This window comes from Tessaracoccus oleiagri (genome assembly GCF_900103275.1).
Taxonomy (GTDB): Bacteria; Actinomycetota; Actinomycetes; order Propionibacteriales; family Propionibacteriaceae; genus Arachnia; species Arachnia oleiagri.
This window is the reverse complement of the sequence record NZ_FNGP01000005.1, coordinates 134,323-147,141: the sequence shown is the minus strand read 5'-3', so window position 1 is coordinate 147,141 and position 12,819 is coordinate 134,323. Positions and strand designations below refer to the sequence as shown.

General features: G+C 70.1%; 13 protein-coding genes. 2 read left to right on the top strand and 11 right to left on the bottom strand.

Annotation, left to right across the window (positions count from 1 at the left end; genetic code table 11):
- Positions 1-13: 13 nt before the first annotated feature.
- The 4 genes from BLR46_RS12995 to lnt are packed head-to-tail and all read right to left on the bottom strand — an operon-like array spanning position 14 to position 3,580.
- Entirely contained in the window at positions 14-745 is a 732-nt protein-coding gene (locus BLR46_RS12995) for a GAF and ANTAR domain-containing protein (protein ID WP_093253007.1), read from the bottom strand.
- Entirely contained in the window at positions 729-1,274 is a 546-nt protein-coding gene (locus tag BLR46_RS12990; protein WP_093253005.1) for an FxsA family protein, read from the bottom strand. Before BLR46_RS12990 ends, BLR46_RS12995 begins: the two co-directional genes overlap by 17 nt.
- Positions 1,267-2,028 (bottom strand): polyprenol monophosphomannose synthase, encoded by a 762-nt coding sequence (locus tag BLR46_RS12985; protein ID WP_093253002.1) that lies wholly within the window; start codon positions 2,026-2,028, stop codon positions 1,267-1,269. The genes BLR46_RS12990 and BLR46_RS12985 overlap by 8 nt, the downstream gene beginning before the upstream one ends.
- Positions 2,018-3,580 (bottom strand): apolipoprotein N-acyltransferase, encoded by a 1,563-nt coding sequence (lnt, locus tag BLR46_RS12980; protein WP_093253000.1) that lies wholly within the window; start codon positions 3,578-3,580, stop codon positions 2,018-2,020. Before lnt ends, BLR46_RS12985 begins: the two co-directional genes overlap by 11 nt.
- A 49-nt stretch (positions 3,581-3,629) precedes the next feature.
- On the opposite strand from lnt, the gene BLR46_RS12975 reads away from it, so the two are divergent.
- Positions 3,630-4,547, top strand: a complete 918-nt coding sequence (locus BLR46_RS12975; RefSeq protein ID WP_425441403.1) for a 5'-3' exonuclease — start codon at positions 3,630-3,632, stop codon at positions 4,545-4,547.
- On the opposite strand, the gene metW is transcribed toward BLR46_RS12975, so the two are convergent.
- From metW to BLR46_RS12955, 4 genes are read right to left on the bottom strand one after another with little or no spacing between them, the layout of a single operon-like run.
- Positions 4,515-5,111 (bottom strand): methionine biosynthesis protein MetW, encoded by a 597-nt coding sequence (gene metW / locus BLR46_RS12970; protein WP_093252997.1) that lies wholly within the window; start codon positions 5,109-5,111, stop codon positions 4,515-4,517. The genes BLR46_RS12975 and metW overlap by 33 nt on opposite strands.
- Positions 5,108-6,226: a homoserine O-acetyltransferase MetX gene (gene metX / locus BLR46_RS12965; RefSeq protein ID WP_425441402.1), complete on the bottom strand. Its 1,119-nt coding sequence runs from the start codon at positions 6,224-6,226 to the stop codon at positions 5,108-5,110. Before metX ends, metW begins: the two co-directional genes overlap by 4 nt.
- Positions 6,227-6,245: 19 nt before the next feature.
- Complete coding sequence (locus BLR46_RS12960; RefSeq protein WP_176761775.1) at positions 6,246-7,019, bottom strand: EI24 domain-containing protein; 774 nt, start codon at positions 7,017-7,019, stop codon at positions 6,246-6,248.
- A gap of 4 nt (positions 7,020-7,023) precedes the next feature.
- Positions 7,024-7,584 (bottom strand): type III secretion system chaperone family protein, encoded by a 561-nt coding sequence (locus tag BLR46_RS12955; RefSeq protein WP_093252989.1) that lies wholly within the window; start codon positions 7,582-7,584, stop codon positions 7,024-7,026.
- A 136-nt stretch (positions 7,585-7,720) separates the two neighbouring features.
- On the opposite strand from BLR46_RS12955, the gene BLR46_RS12950 reads away from it, so the two are divergent.
- Positions 7,721-9,010 (top strand): O-acetylhomoserine aminocarboxypropyltransferase/cysteine synthase family protein, encoded by a 1,290-nt coding sequence (locus BLR46_RS12950; RefSeq protein ID WP_093252986.1) that lies wholly within the window; start codon positions 7,721-7,723, stop codon positions 9,008-9,010.
- 74 nt (positions 9,011-9,084) lie between these two features.
- On the opposite strand, the gene BLR46_RS12945 is transcribed toward BLR46_RS12950, so the two are convergent.
- From BLR46_RS12945 to BLR46_RS12935, 3 genes are read right to left on the bottom strand one after another with little or no spacing between them, the layout of a single operon-like run.
- Positions 9,085-10,620 (bottom strand): family 10 glycosylhydrolase, encoded by a 1,536-nt coding sequence (locus BLR46_RS12945; protein ID WP_093252984.1) that lies wholly within the window; start codon positions 10,618-10,620, stop codon positions 9,085-9,087.
- A 59-nt stretch (positions 10,621-10,679) separates the two neighbouring features.
- Positions 10,680-11,567, bottom strand: coding sequence for a MurR/RpiR family transcriptional regulator (locus BLR46_RS12940; RefSeq protein WP_218118464.1), 888 nt, complete (start codon positions 11,565-11,567; stop codon positions 10,680-10,682).
- The gene (locus tag BLR46_RS12935) at positions 11,564-12,721 is read right to left on the bottom strand and encodes an anhydro-N-acetylmuramic acid kinase (protein WP_093252983.1); all 1,158 of its coding nucleotides are present in this window, start codon (positions 12,719-12,721) and stop codon (positions 11,564-11,566) included. The genes BLR46_RS12940 and BLR46_RS12935 overlap by 4 nt, the downstream gene beginning before the upstream one ends.
- Positions 12,722-12,819 lie beyond the last annotated feature (98 nt).

The following is a 12,819-nucleotide window of genomic DNA, read 5'->3' as shown; positions in this document are numbered from 1 at the left end:
ACTCGCCACCTTTTCAGTCGAGTGACAGGTCGCCGGCGGCGATGATCTCCTCGGCGATGTCGACGATCCTGCGGTTGCGCTTCTGGCTCTCCCAGCGCAGGAGGTTGAGTGCGGTCTCGTGCTCGATGGAGTGGCGCCCGATGAGGATGCCGAGCGCCGTGGCGATCTGCCGGTTGCTGGCCAGCGCCCGCTCCAGTTGCTCGGTGCGCTGCTGGCTGAGTGCCAGAGAGGTGGCCAACGCGGCGAAGGTGGCGGCGACCGTGCCCTCGTCGGAGGGGGCCGGTCCGAAGGCGGCCACCCCGTCCGAGTAGACGTTGAGGCCGGCCACCGTGCGTTCGCCGTCGAAGAGGTACAGGGGTCGGGCCAGGATGCTGCGGACGCCCAGGCTGCTGGCCTCGGCCGCGTACTCGGGCCACCGGTCCTCCTTCGTGAGGTCCTCGACGACGTAGGGCCGGTGGTGCCGGATGGCGTCGAGGCATGGACCCGCGGAGGTGGCGATCTGGAACTCGTCGAGTCGTTCGGCGGTGGCGTCGCTGCTCACCAGCGAGCGGAACCGGCCCGATTCCTGGACCGTGATGGTGCACCACTTGGCGCCGTCGACGAGGTCCAGCGTGGCGTCCGCCACGGCCTCCGCGAGCGGGCGGTGGTCCCGCCGCAGTCGTTCCGCGGTATCGCTGAGCCGCGCGACCACGCGGACCAGCGCGCCGGGCTCGTCGGGTGCCGGTGCCTCAGGGCTGGCGTCCATGGTCGCTCTCCGTTCCTTCGTCGTGGTCGACGACTGTTCCCTCGATCACCATCGGGTCCCGGCCGGCGCCGCCGGGCTCGTCCGCCACGACGTCGCCCCTTATCGACACCGTCTGGGCCCCGCCACCGACCGGGCGCGCCATCTTCCCCAGCCACCAGCCGAACGCGCCACGCACAAGGGGGCGGGTGAAGGGCAGCAGGAAGAGCAGCCCCACCAGGTCGGAGATGAAGCCGGGCAGCAGGAGGAGCGATGCGCCGGCCACCACGAGCCCGGTGTCCGCCAGTTCGCGGCCGCCGCCGTGACCGGTCAGCACGGCCCGCTGGACGGACTCGATCGACTTCCGGCCCTCGCGGGCGAACAGGACGAGGCCGAGCGCCGACGTCGCGGCCATGATCAGCAGCGTCCACCAGCCGATCTCGCCGGCGACCCAGATGATCGCCGCGACCTCAAGGACGACGAGCAGCACGAATGGGGCGACGACCAGGGCGAGGATCGTCGACGGTGAGAGTCCCCTCCCCCGCTCAGCCACGTCGCAACAACCGACCCACTTGGGCGATGCGGTGCTGGACGCCCCACAACGTCGTGCGGATGAGCGCCTCGATGACGATGTTGCGGTTCATCTTGGAGTCGCCGAACTCACGCTCGACGAACTCGATCGGGACCTCAACCACCTTGTAGCCGTGCTTGATGGCGCGCCACACGAGGTCTATCTGGAAGCAGTAGCCGGCCGACGCCACCTCGTCGAGGTCGATCCCGCGCAGCGTGTCCGCCTTGAACGCGTTGAACCCGCCGGTGGCGTCCTTCACGGGGATCCCGAGCCACGCCCGCGTCCACAGCGACCCGCCGCGGCTGATGAACTCGCGCGACTTCGGCCAGTTCACGACCGCACCGCCGGGGACCCAGCGGGAGCCCTTCGCCATGTCCGCGCCCTTGGCCAGCGCCTCGAGCAGCCTCGGCAGCTGCTCGGGCTGGTGGGAACCGTCGGCGTCGTGCTGGACGAGCACGCCGTAGCCGTGCTCCAGTCCCCAGTCGAAGCCGGCCAGGTAGGCGGCGCCCAGGCCCTGCTTGCCGGTGCGGTGCATGACGTGGACGTGGTCGTCGGTCTCGGCGAGCCGGTCGGCGATCTGTCCGGTGCCGTCGGGCGAGTTGTCGTCGGCGATCAGCACGTGCGCGTCCGGGACGGCCTTGCGAAGCCGGTTGGTGATCGACTCGATGTTCTGCGACTCGTTGTAGGTCGGAATGATCACCAGCACGTCGCCCAGCGCGGACAGGTCAGTCGCCATTGGTATCCCCTTCTCGGTTGGTCCACCCAAGCTTACCCGCGCGGCTGCCGTGGCGCGGGGCCACCAGGGCCACGACGAATGCCGCCGCGGCTACGACCAGCGCGGCGCGGGAGACGATCGGGCCGACCGTGACGGCCGGGCTCACGCGGTACCGCAGCGGGGTCTCGATGATCCGGGCCGCGCCCGTGAACTCGGCGGTCGGCGCGTGCTCGCCGCCGCGGGCGTCGACGTAGCCGCTCACGGAATTGAGCGTGGACACGACGAACTCGCGACCCAGTTCCTTCGCGCGGATCCGGTTCATGTTCCACTGCTGGGCGATCTGGAACGTGCCCGAGTACGTGTTCTCGTTCGACTGCGACACCAGTACCTGCGCGCCCCCGCGCACCGTGTCGTAGACGGTGTCGTCGTAGGCGAGTTCGAAGCAGATCACGTCGCCGACGAGCAGCGACGGGTAGCGCTCCGTCGGGGCCTCCACGACGCCGGCCTCCTCCCCCGGGATCCCCTGCCGTCCGATCTGCTCGAGGATGGGCAGCCTCGGCAACAGGAAGTCGCGGAACGGGATCCACTCGCCGAACGGGACGAGGTTGCGCTTGTGGTAGACGTCGCCGGGCCCCCGCTCGGGGTCCCACCAGATGCCGCTGGTCTGCCGGCTGTCAGGCAGGTCCGTCGGCAGCGTCACGGCCCCGACCAGGATCGGCACCCCCGCGAGCCGGGCGGCAAGGTCCACCTGGGTGCGGGCCGTCGCGTCGAGGTACGGGTCGTGGTCCGTCGCGCTCTCGGGCCAGACGACGAAGTCCAGTGCCCGCCCCTCGGTGCGCGCCTGCGCCAGCGCCAGCACCGTGGAGCTGAGGGCGTTGTTCGTGACGGCCCGCGGATAGGCGGCGGTGCCGTACTCGTGCCGGTTGACGTTGGGCTGCACGACCGCCACCTGCACCGTCTGCTGCGCGGGCGGGGGCGGGATGAGCAGCAGGAGCCCTCCGACGACGAACGCCACCCCGATCGCGACGGCCGCCCGGACGCGCGACCGGCGCTCGAGCAGGAGCAGGAGCCACTGCGCCACCAGCGCGACGAGCAGGGACACGCCGGCGGCGCCCACGAAGCGGAGGTACCCGCTGAGCGGCTGGTCCGTGGTGGTGAAGGCGAGGCGCGTCCACGAGAAGCCGCCGAACGGGACGTTGCCGCTCGCGAACTCGATGCCCACCCACGTGGCCGCCACCCACAAGGGCCAGAGCCGCAGCCGGCTCACCCGTGAGATGACCAGCCCCGCGAGGGCGTACCACAGCGACGTGAAGACGATCAGCCCCACCGCCACGCCGGCGCCGAGGACGCCGATCCACGAGATCGTCAGGGTGTTCATCGCGATGCCTGAGAGGAACCCGTAGAGGGCCGCGGCGCGCTTGCGCCGCCGGGACGTGAGCCACGTGAACCCGGCGATGCCGACCAGCGTCGCCGGCCAGAGCCCCATGGGGGGCTGGCCGAGACCGATCAGGAGCCCCACGACCACGGCGAGCAGGGCGGACAACCAGCGCGGCAGGTCAGGGCGTCGGGTCACGGGGGAAGCCTACCCGGCCCTCCCGCGGGGTCCCCGCGGCTGTGCCAGTATGTCGGGCGTGACCACACTCATGGCGTTCGACACCTCGTACCTCTACTTCCGCGCCTACTTCGGCGTCCCGACGACGTTCGTGTCGCCCGAGGGGCACCCGGTCAACGCGGTCCGCGGCACGTGCGACTTCATCAGCCGGCTCGTCACCCAGTACTCCCCCGGCGTCCTCGCCTGCGCCTGGGACGACGACTGGCGGCCCGGCTGGCGGGTGGAGCTCGTCCCCAGCTACAAGACCCACCGGCTCGACACCGCCGGTGGCGAGACCGTCGAGGACGACCTCGAGCGCCAGGTGCCGTGGGTCCGGGAGGCGCTCGAGGCGGTGGGGCTGCCCATCGTCGGCGTGGCCGACCACGAGGCCGACGACGTGCTCGCCTCCCTCGCGGCGCAGCACGACGGGACCTGCCTCGTCGTCACCGGCGACCGGGACCTGTTCCAGCTGGCGGACGACACCACCAGCGTGGTCTACGTCGCGCGCTCGGTCGCGAACCACGAGCTCGTCACCCCGGAACTCCTGGCGCAGAAGTACGGGCTCACCCCCGGCCGCTACGTCGACTTCTCGGTCCTCCGCGGCGATGTGTCCGACGGGTTGCCCGGCGTCAAGGGGATCGGCGAGAAGACCGCAGCCTCGCTCGTCGCGGAGTACGAGAGCCTCGAGGCCATGGTGGCCGCGGCCGCGGACCCCTCGTCGACGATGAAGCCCGCCATCCGGCGCAATCTGCTCGCGGACCCCGACTACCTGGTGAGGGCGCACAGGGTCGTGACCGCGGTCCCGACGCTGGCCCTGCCGTCGCTCGAGCGGCGCCCGGTCGACTGGGATGCCGTGGAGGAGCTCACCGGCCGGCTGTCGCTGGGGGGCTCGCTGAAGCGGCTCGCCGAGACCGTGTCAGCGGTCGGCGTGGAGCAGGTAGAGGGCTGAGCTGGCCAGCAGGTTCGCGCCCAGGTTTCCCGCGCGGTGGGCGTGGCCCTTGGCGTCGAGCGGGATGCGCCGGTCGATCTTGAACCCCATCGTGGCGAAGAGCGGCTCGAGGTCCTTGATGGACGTGTAGTGCAGGTTCGGGGTGTCGAACCACTCGAAGGGCAGGTCCTCCGAGATCGGCATGCGGCCGCGCAGCAGGCGGAGGCGGTTGCGCCACTGCACGAAGTTCGGCATCGAGACCACGGCGTGCACCGCGATCCGGCGGATCTGCGCCAGGACCTCCATGGGCTTGTGCACGGCCTGCAGGGTGCGCGACAGGATGACGACGTCGTAGGAGTCGTCGCCGAACTCGTCGAGCTGGTGGTCGATGTCGAGTTCGATGACGCTCACGCCGCTCCGGATGGCCTTGAGCACCTGGTCGGGCTCGATCTCCACCCCGGTGCCGGTGCAGCCCTTGTCCATCAGCCGCCGCAGCAGTTCGCCGTCGCCGCAGCCCAGGTCGAGCACGCGGGACCGCTCCGGGACGAGCTGGGTGATCAGGTCGTAGTCGGCGCGGGCGTTCATCGGCGCTCCCAGGCGCGGTCGAGGAACGCGCGGATCGTGGCGTGGTAGGGCTCGATCTCGAGCAGGAAGGAGTCGTGGCCCCAGGGGGACGGGATCTCCCGGAAGGTCGTGGGGAGCCGCGCACCCTCCAGGTGGCGGACGATGCGTCGCGAGTCCTTGGTCGAGTACCGCCAGTCGGAGTCGAAGCTCATCACGAGGAAGTTCACCGGGTCCTCCGTGACGAGGGCGAGGGCGTCGGGGTCGGCGAACACGTCGAAGTAGTCCATCGCGCGCGACAGGTACAGGTAGCTCAGGGCGTCGAACCGCGACAGGAACCGCTGCCCCTGGTACTCGAGGTAGCTCTCCACCGCGAAGTCGACGCCGAAGTTGCGCGTCAGTTCGCGCGACTGCGCCTGGCGGCCGAACTTCTCCGCGAACGCCTCCTCGGACAGGTAGGTGATGTGCGCCATCATCCGGGCGACGGACAACCCCCGGTCCGGCGAGGTGCCGTGCTCGTGGAACCTGCCGTCGTGGAACTGCGAGTCGCGCATGATCGCGTGCCGGCCCACCGCGGAGAAGGCGATGTTCTGGGCGGTGAGGCGCGACGACGCCGCCACGATCACCGCGTTGCGCAGGTCCTGGGGGTGCGACAGCGCCCAGTCGAGCACCTGCATGCCGCCGAGCGAACCGCCGACGGCCGCGGCCCACGTCTCGATGCCGAGGTGCTCACCCAACCGTCGGTGGACCGCGACGAAGTCCGACACCGACAGCAGCGGGAAGTCGAGCCCGTAGGGCTTGCCGGTGGCCGGGTTGGTGGACGACGGGCCGGTGGTGCCGCTGCAGCCGCCCAGGAGGTTGGAGGCGACGACGAACCAGCGGTCGGTGTCGACGGGTTTGCCGGGGCCGATGAGGTTGTCCCACCAGCCGGGCCGCGACGCGCCCGCGTGGTACCCGGCCGCGTGGGCGTCGCCGGTCAGCGCGTGGCAGATGTAGACGGCGTTCGAACGGTCGGAGTTGAGCTCGCCGTAGGTCTCAAAGGCGACGTCGACCTCGTGCAGCACGCCCCCCGACGAGGTGACCAGCGGCCGGGAGTCGTCGAAGAGTCTCGCGGTCTGGGTCTCGACGGTCCAATGCACCGGACCATTATCGCGGGTCTCAGACAATGGGCCGCTCGTCGCGCCGCTGGCTGGACGCGAGGTCGCGCACGCACAGCGTGCCGGCGACGACGGCCGAGGGCATCGCGAGGACGGCACCGCCGGGCACGATCGACGCGAGGTAGCAGGGGAAGGCGAAACCCAGGGTCATGAGCGGCCGCCCGTCGAGGGCCCGCTTCCGCTCGTCGAAGCTCCAACCGCGGGCGTCGGCGGCGAAGCCGGTCAGCTCCACCGCGAGCGCCCTGGAACCCCGGACGGCGACGAACACCGCCGCCGCCACGCTGCCCACCACGGGGATGAGCCCGATCAGCACCGCGACGGCGGAGGTGGCGAGCGCCATGCGCAGGGTGCGTGCCGCGTCGCCGACGCCCTTGCGCACCTGCTCGGTCAGGCGGAGTTGCACCTCGCCGCCGATGCCGCCCAGGGACTGCTCGGTCGTCCTCCAGATCTGTTCGTAGAACGGGCTGCCGACGAGGAGGGTGACGGTCACGAAGCTGACGATGCAGAACACGATGATGGCGATGGCCAGGGCGAGTCCCAGGGTGATCCGGAGCCCCTCCCGAAGCAGGTCGGACCAGGGGTCGGCGAAGCCGGTGAGCGCGGTGGCCCACTCGTAGGTGTTCGAGATCGACCACCAGATCAGCAGGAACATCAGCGCGCTGACGATCACCGCCGGCAGGGCGCCCAGCAACATGAGCTTCGGCCGCCGCGCCCACGTGGCCACGCCGGCGGCGAAGAACGAGAAGCCGCGGGCGAAGTCCTTCGCGAACTGCATCCGCTCAGCTGGTCCTCGGCTCGTCCGCATCCGCGGGTGCGGACGCCTCCGACGCGTCCTGCTCGCCGTCGCGCATCGCCTCCTCGGAAGCCTCCACCGCGCCGGGGAAGCGCTCGGCGAGGTACTCGAAGAAGTTGATGGCCGTCGTGATGGCGATCGTCACGTCGTTGCGCAGCTGCTGGTCCGTGACCCCGAACTCGTGGTCGGTGGTGTAGTCGGCACCGAGGATGAGCTCCCCGGACTCGTCCTGCACGCACAGCGCTCGCGGGAACGGCTGGGAGACGTTCCACTCGTTCACCGCGGCAAGGGCCTCGCCGAGCTGCTCGGGCGCCAGCCAGGCCTTCCAGCGGGCGTTGAAGGAGAACGCGATCGGGTCGTTGTCGGGGCCGGAGACGCGGAACCAGCAGGGGTTCCCCTCGAAACCTGCGACGAGGTCGCCGTCCGGGTCCTCGCCGTAGTTCACCTCCAGCGCCTCGAGCGCGGCCTCGACGCGCCGCGCGGTGATCGGGCCGAGCGTCGCCGCGTCGGCGCCCTGGAGATCGTCGGTGTCCCCGAAGATGGGCATGATGTCCCCTTTCGCTGGTGTGCCCCTAGCCTATGCCCCGCCGAGTCAGTTCGCTGTCCGTGAACGAGCGCGGACAACGCTCCATGCCCCGCGGATCGCCGCTAGCTTGTGGCCAAACGAACCCAAGGAGGGGCCCATGACTCGTCATCTCGAAACCCTTGCCGTGCAGGCGGGCCAGGAGCAGGCGGACGCCGCCACCAACGCCCGCGCGGTACCGATCTACCAGACCACGTCGTTCCTCTTCGACGACACCGAGCACGCCGCGGACCTCTTCGCGCTGCGCAAGCCCGGCAACATCTACACCCGCATCACCAACCCGACGCAGAGCGTCTTCGAGGAGCGGATCAACGCCCTCGAGGGCGGCGTCGGGGCCCTCGCGGTGGCCTCCGGGGCGGCCGCGGTGACCTACGCCGTGCTGAACGTGGCGGCGGCCGGCGACAACATCGTCGCGCTCTCCACCCTCTACGGCGGTACCTACGCCCTGCTGGCGCACACCCTCCCCCAGTTCGGGATCGAGGCGCGCTTCGTCGACCCGACGAAGCCGGAGGAGCTCGCGGCGCAGGTCGACGAGCGCACCAAGGCGGTCTTCGGGGAGATCATCGGCAACCCCGCGATCAACGTCATCGACGTCGACGCGTGGTCGGCCGCTGCACACGAGGCGGGCCTCCCGTTCATCCTGGACAACACCGTCGCGACGCCCATGCTGACGCGGGCGTTCGAGCACGGCGCGGACATCGTCGTCCACTCCGCGACGAAGTACCTCGGCGGCCACGGCACCACGCTCGGTGGTGTCATCGTCGACTCCGGCAACTTCGACTGGGCCGCGCACTCCGAACGCTTCCCGAACCTGACCCAGCCCGACGCCGCCTACCACGGCGCGGTGTGGACGGAGGCCGCCGGGCCGGCCGCCTACGTGATCCGCGCCCGCACGGTCCTGCTGCGCAACACCGGGGCGGCGATCTCCCCGATGAGCGCCTTCCTGCTGCTGCAGGGGGTGGAGACGCTGCACCTGCGCATGGAGCGCCACAGCGACAACGCCCTCAAGGTGGCCCGCTACCTCGAGGGCCACGACGCCGTCGCCTGGGTGAACTACCCGGGGCTCGAGTCCAGCGCCAGCCACGAGGTCGCGAAACGCATCCTCGTCGACGGGAAGTTCGGCGGCATCCTGTCCTTCGGGCTGAAGGCGGGCCGCGAGGCCGGCTCGAAGTTCGTCGAGTCGCTGGAGCTGTTCAGCCACTTGGCCAACATCGGCGACGCCAAGTCGCTCGTCATCCACAACGCGTCGACGACGCACTCGCAGCTCACCGAGGAGGAGCTGGAGCAGGCCGGGGTGCCCGCCGAGATGGTCCGGCTCTCCATCGGCATCGAGAACGTCGACGACCTGATCGCCGACCTGGAGCAGGCGCTGGCCAAGGCAGCCGCCTGAGCCGACGTGAAGGGGTGAGCGCCTCGGAGGAATGGGGGACCTCCGAGGCGCTCACTCGTCTTCCACGATGGTGATTACTTGGCCTTGCCGGACAGTGCCACGTCGGTGATGTCACTAGCGGTCACGGTCACCAGCTGCGGCTTGACCCCGCGTGCCGTGGACGGGTCGGACAGCGAGACCTTGTAGCGACCGGGCTCGAGTTTGAGCGACGCGAACCAGCCGGTGCCGTCGGTGACGACGGTCCTCGTGGACTCGTCGGCCAGGTTCGTGATCGTCAGCTGCGCCTGGTCGACGGACTGGCCGTCCAGCAGGTAGCGGCCGGCGATGATGCCGTCCGTGGCCTGCGTCTTCCAGGTCATCTCGGGCACGGACGCCTGCTCGGCGAAGACCTCCGCAGTGAGCCGATCGGCAAGGGCGTCGCGTTCGGCGTCCTTGACCGCCTGCGACGTGGAGGCCGTGGCATCGAGGCTGACGTTGGCGTAGCTGTAGCCGGACCAGCCGAGGCCGTATCCCACGACGTCCTTGGCCTGCTGGACGCTGCTGTCGATGTCGTTGAGGTACAGACCGGGACCGGAGACCATGGTCCGGCCAGACTCCTGCTGCACCTGCGCCAGGAACTGGTTCCACGTGTCGAACATGACGGCCTGGTCATCCATCCACTCACGCTTGTAGTTCATCGCGGTCACCGTGTCGATGATGCCCTCGGTGGCCCACCCGTACCAGTCCTGCATCACGTTGCTGTACGGGCGGGTGCCCTCCCAGGAACCGTATTCGGAGGGGCCGTAGGAGTAGGTGATGCCGTTGATGGACAGTCGGTCCGTCGGGTCGGTGTCGTACATCGTCGTGTAGATCTTCCGCACGAGGGAGGACACCTGGTCGCGGCGCCAGTCGGAGAACTGCTCGTCGGTCGGGGCCGGGACGTCGGTGCGTCCCGTGGCAGCGCGGAAGCGGGCCAGGGAGACGTCCGAGTAGCCCCAGTCGTTGACGAAGGTCCCGCCGTCGGTGACGTTGTAGTCGGGGTAGCGCACGTAGTCGAGGTTGATGCCGTCGATGTCGTAGTTCTCCTGGATGGAGCGGATGCCGTCGACGATGTACTCGACGACGCCCGGGTTGGCCGGGTCGACGAACGAGTTGTTGCCGACCTTCTCGACGCCGTCGAACCGCTTGTTGAGCCAGCGGTCCGCGCCCTCGGCGGTGAAGCCGTTGGTGTTGTAGGCATGGGTCGGGTCGGCGGGCGCGGTCGCGGAGTTCCACAGCGTGTTCACGTTCACCCACGCGTGCACTTGCAGCCCGGCCTCGTGGGCCTGCTCCACGATCTCGGCGAGCGGGTCGAACGGCTCGGGGGCGATGAACGCCCCGGTGCGGGGGTAGTTCGCCTCGTTGCAGAAGCAGTCGAAGCGGCGCACCGTCTGGACGAGCAGGACGTTGGCGTTCACGTCCAGCGCGTCGTCGACGAGCTTGCTCACCTGGTCCGCGTTGTAGATGCCGGGGTTGAAGGCATCCACCCAGTACGAGCGCCATTGGGGAGTCGACTCGGCCGACGCCTGCGGCGCCCCGAGTCCGGTCAGGGCCAGCGTCAATGCCAGCATGGTTACTACGAGTCTCTTCATTGTTCTCTCCTTCGAGGGTCGGGTGAAGAGTTCCTGCGAGCGGCCATGTCGCCCGAGGTCTAGGTGGAGCCGCGCCCTTGGGGGTGTCCGGGGCGGTCGCGCACGGCCCGCAACGTCACCTCGAGCGCCTGCTGGGAGGCGGCGAAGGTCCGTTGCGCGAGACCGACGAAGATGCAGTCGATGACGACGAGCTGGGCCAGCCGGGAGGCGGTGGCGCCGGAGCGGAACACGCTCTCCCGCGCCGCCGTGAGGAGGGTCAGGTCTGCCTCGGCCGCGAGCGGAGAGCCGGCGTTGTTGGTGACGGCGATGGTGGTGGCACCCGCATCGTGGGCGGTGCGCACCATGTCGAGGGTGTCGGCGGTGCTGCCGGAGTGCGAGATGGCGAGCGCCACGTCGCCCCGCTTCAGCAGAGCGGCGGAGGTGAGGCCGAGGTGCGCGTCGCCGTAGTTGACGGCGACGCGGCCGATGCGGGTCATCTTCTGCGCGAAGTCGGCGCCGACGATGGCGGAGGCGCCGACCCCGTAGACGTCCGTGCGGGAAGCCGCCGCGAGCGCGTCGATGACCTGTTCCAGGATCTCGATGTCGAGCAGGTCCGAGGTGTCGCGGACGGCCTGCGCGTCGAGGGCGGTGATCTTGCGCACCACCGAGCGCAGGTCGTCGCCCGCGGCGATGTCCCCCTGGGGCTCCTCGGGACGGTTGCGGACAGCCTTGTCGGCTGCGAGGGCGAGCTTCAGCTCCGGGTATCCGGGCAGCCCCAGCGACTTGCAGAACCGGATCACCGAGGACTGCGAGGCCTGTGCGATGTCCGCGAGCTGGGCGATGGGCAAGTTGGAGCGTTCCGCCGGGGCCTCGAGGATCGCCTCCGCGATCCTGCGTTGGGCGCCGGTCAACTGGTCGAGTCGACCACGGAGACGGGCGGTGATGTTGGGTGCGTTTCCGGAACTCACAGGCTCCCCTCCTGGATGATCTGGACCAGTCGGATGTCGGATCCTGACGCGGAGCCGGGCGTCGGCCACGGGGACGGCGGGGTCAGGCTGCCGAGCACGACCGGGCGATCGGCGCCCGTCGCCTGCTGGATCGTCCCCGGACGACCCGTGGCGGACAGGAAGCCCAACAGCGCGAACAAGTAGGCCTCCTTCGCGTCCGCGTCGAGGCCGAGCTCGGTGGTGGTCAGTAACGGGACGTCGAGGTGTGCGCGCAGGCGTGCGAGCAGCGCGGGGTTGCGGAGCCCGCCGCCGGAGGCGACAACCCTGTCGACCCCCGCGGCGTTGATCGCCGCGGCGACGGTGATGGCCGTCAGCTCGGTCAACGTGGCGAACAGGTCGGGGACGCTGGGGGCTTCCGTTCCCAGACGCTCCGCCACGTAGCCAGAATGGAAGTACTCCCGGCCGGTGCTCTTCGGCAGTGGCAGCCCGTAGTACGGATCGGCGAGGAGGCGACGCAGGGCGGCCTCGTCCACTCGGCCGCTCGCCGCCGTCGCCCCGTCACGATCCGCCGGTTGGCCGAGGAGTTCGAGCGCCGCTGCGTCGAGGAGGCAACTGGCGGGGCCGGTGTCCCCGCTGATCACTGGCGACCCGGTGCCGACGACGGTGATGTTGGCGATCCCGCCGAGGTTCAGTGCGGCGGTCGGTTCGTCGCCCAACCAGAGGGCGTCCAGCGTGGACGCCAGCGGCGCACCCTGTCCTCCGGCGGCGATGTCGGCGCTTCGGAGGTCGTTGATCACAGGGGTCCGCGTGGCCTCGTGGATCCACGCCGCTCCCCCGACCTGCAGGGTGCCGCGGGCGCGGCCATCGACGACCCAGTGGTGCAGCGTTTGCCCGTGGCTCGCGATGAGGTCCACCGGGCCGAACTCCTGGATGGCCCACGCCGCCGCCTCGCCGAGCGCCTGTCCCGCCTCGGCGTCGAGGCGGCACCAAGTGCCCACGTCACTACGGTTCGGCGGCAGGACGGCCAAGAGGTCCGCGCGCAGTTGGCCCGGCCAGGGCCGTTCCCCATGGGCGACGGGGCGCAGCTCGAGCACCTCGTCCCTCGTGGTGAACTCGGCGACGGCGAGGTCGATCGCATCAAGTGAAGTGCCGGAGATCATCCCGAGGACCCTCATGACGGATCCTCCAGGGGCGGGTCGGCCACCCGCCAGGCGGCGTGCCAGGCGACGAAGCGCTGCCGAAGCTTGAGCTCCTTCATCGATCTCCTCGAGCG

Excerpts from the sequence above, each read along its gene's own strand:
- BLR46_RS12945 (WP_093252984.1), bottom strand. The coding sequence starts at position 10,620 with ATGAAGAGACTCGTAGTAACCATGCTGGCATTGACGCTGGCCCTGACC.
- BLR46_RS12975 (WP_425441403.1), top strand. The coding sequence starts at position 3,630 with ATGTCGGGCGTGACCACACTCATGGCGTTCGACACCTCGTACCTCTAC.
- metW (WP_093252997.1), bottom strand. The coding sequence starts at position 5,111 with ATGAACGCCCGCGCCGACTACGACCTGATCACCCAGCTCGTCCCGGAG.
- BLR46_RS12955 (WP_093252989.1), bottom strand. The coding sequence starts at position 7,584 with ATGCCCATCTTCGGGGACACCGACGATCTCCAGGGCGCCGACGCGGCG.
- BLR46_RS12950 (WP_093252986.1), top strand. The coding sequence starts at position 7,721 with ATGACTCGTCATCTCGAAACCCTTGCCGTGCAGGCGGGCCAGGAGCAG.
- BLR46_RS12995 (WP_093253007.1), bottom strand. The coding sequence starts at position 745 with ATGGACGCCAGCCCTGAGGCACCGGCACCCGACGAGCCCGGCGCGCTG.
- BLR46_RS12935 (WP_093252983.1), bottom strand. The coding sequence starts at position 12,721 with ATGAGGGTCCTCGGGATGATCTCCGGCACTTCACTTGATGCGATCGAC.
- BLR46_RS12960 (WP_176761775.1), bottom strand. The coding sequence starts at position 7,019 with ATGCAGTTCGCGAAGGACTTCGCCCGCGGCTTCTCGTTCTTCGCCGCC.
- BLR46_RS12985 (WP_093253002.1), bottom strand. The coding sequence starts at position 2,028 with ATGGCGACTGACCTGTCCGCGCTGGGCGACGTGCTGGTGATCATTCCG.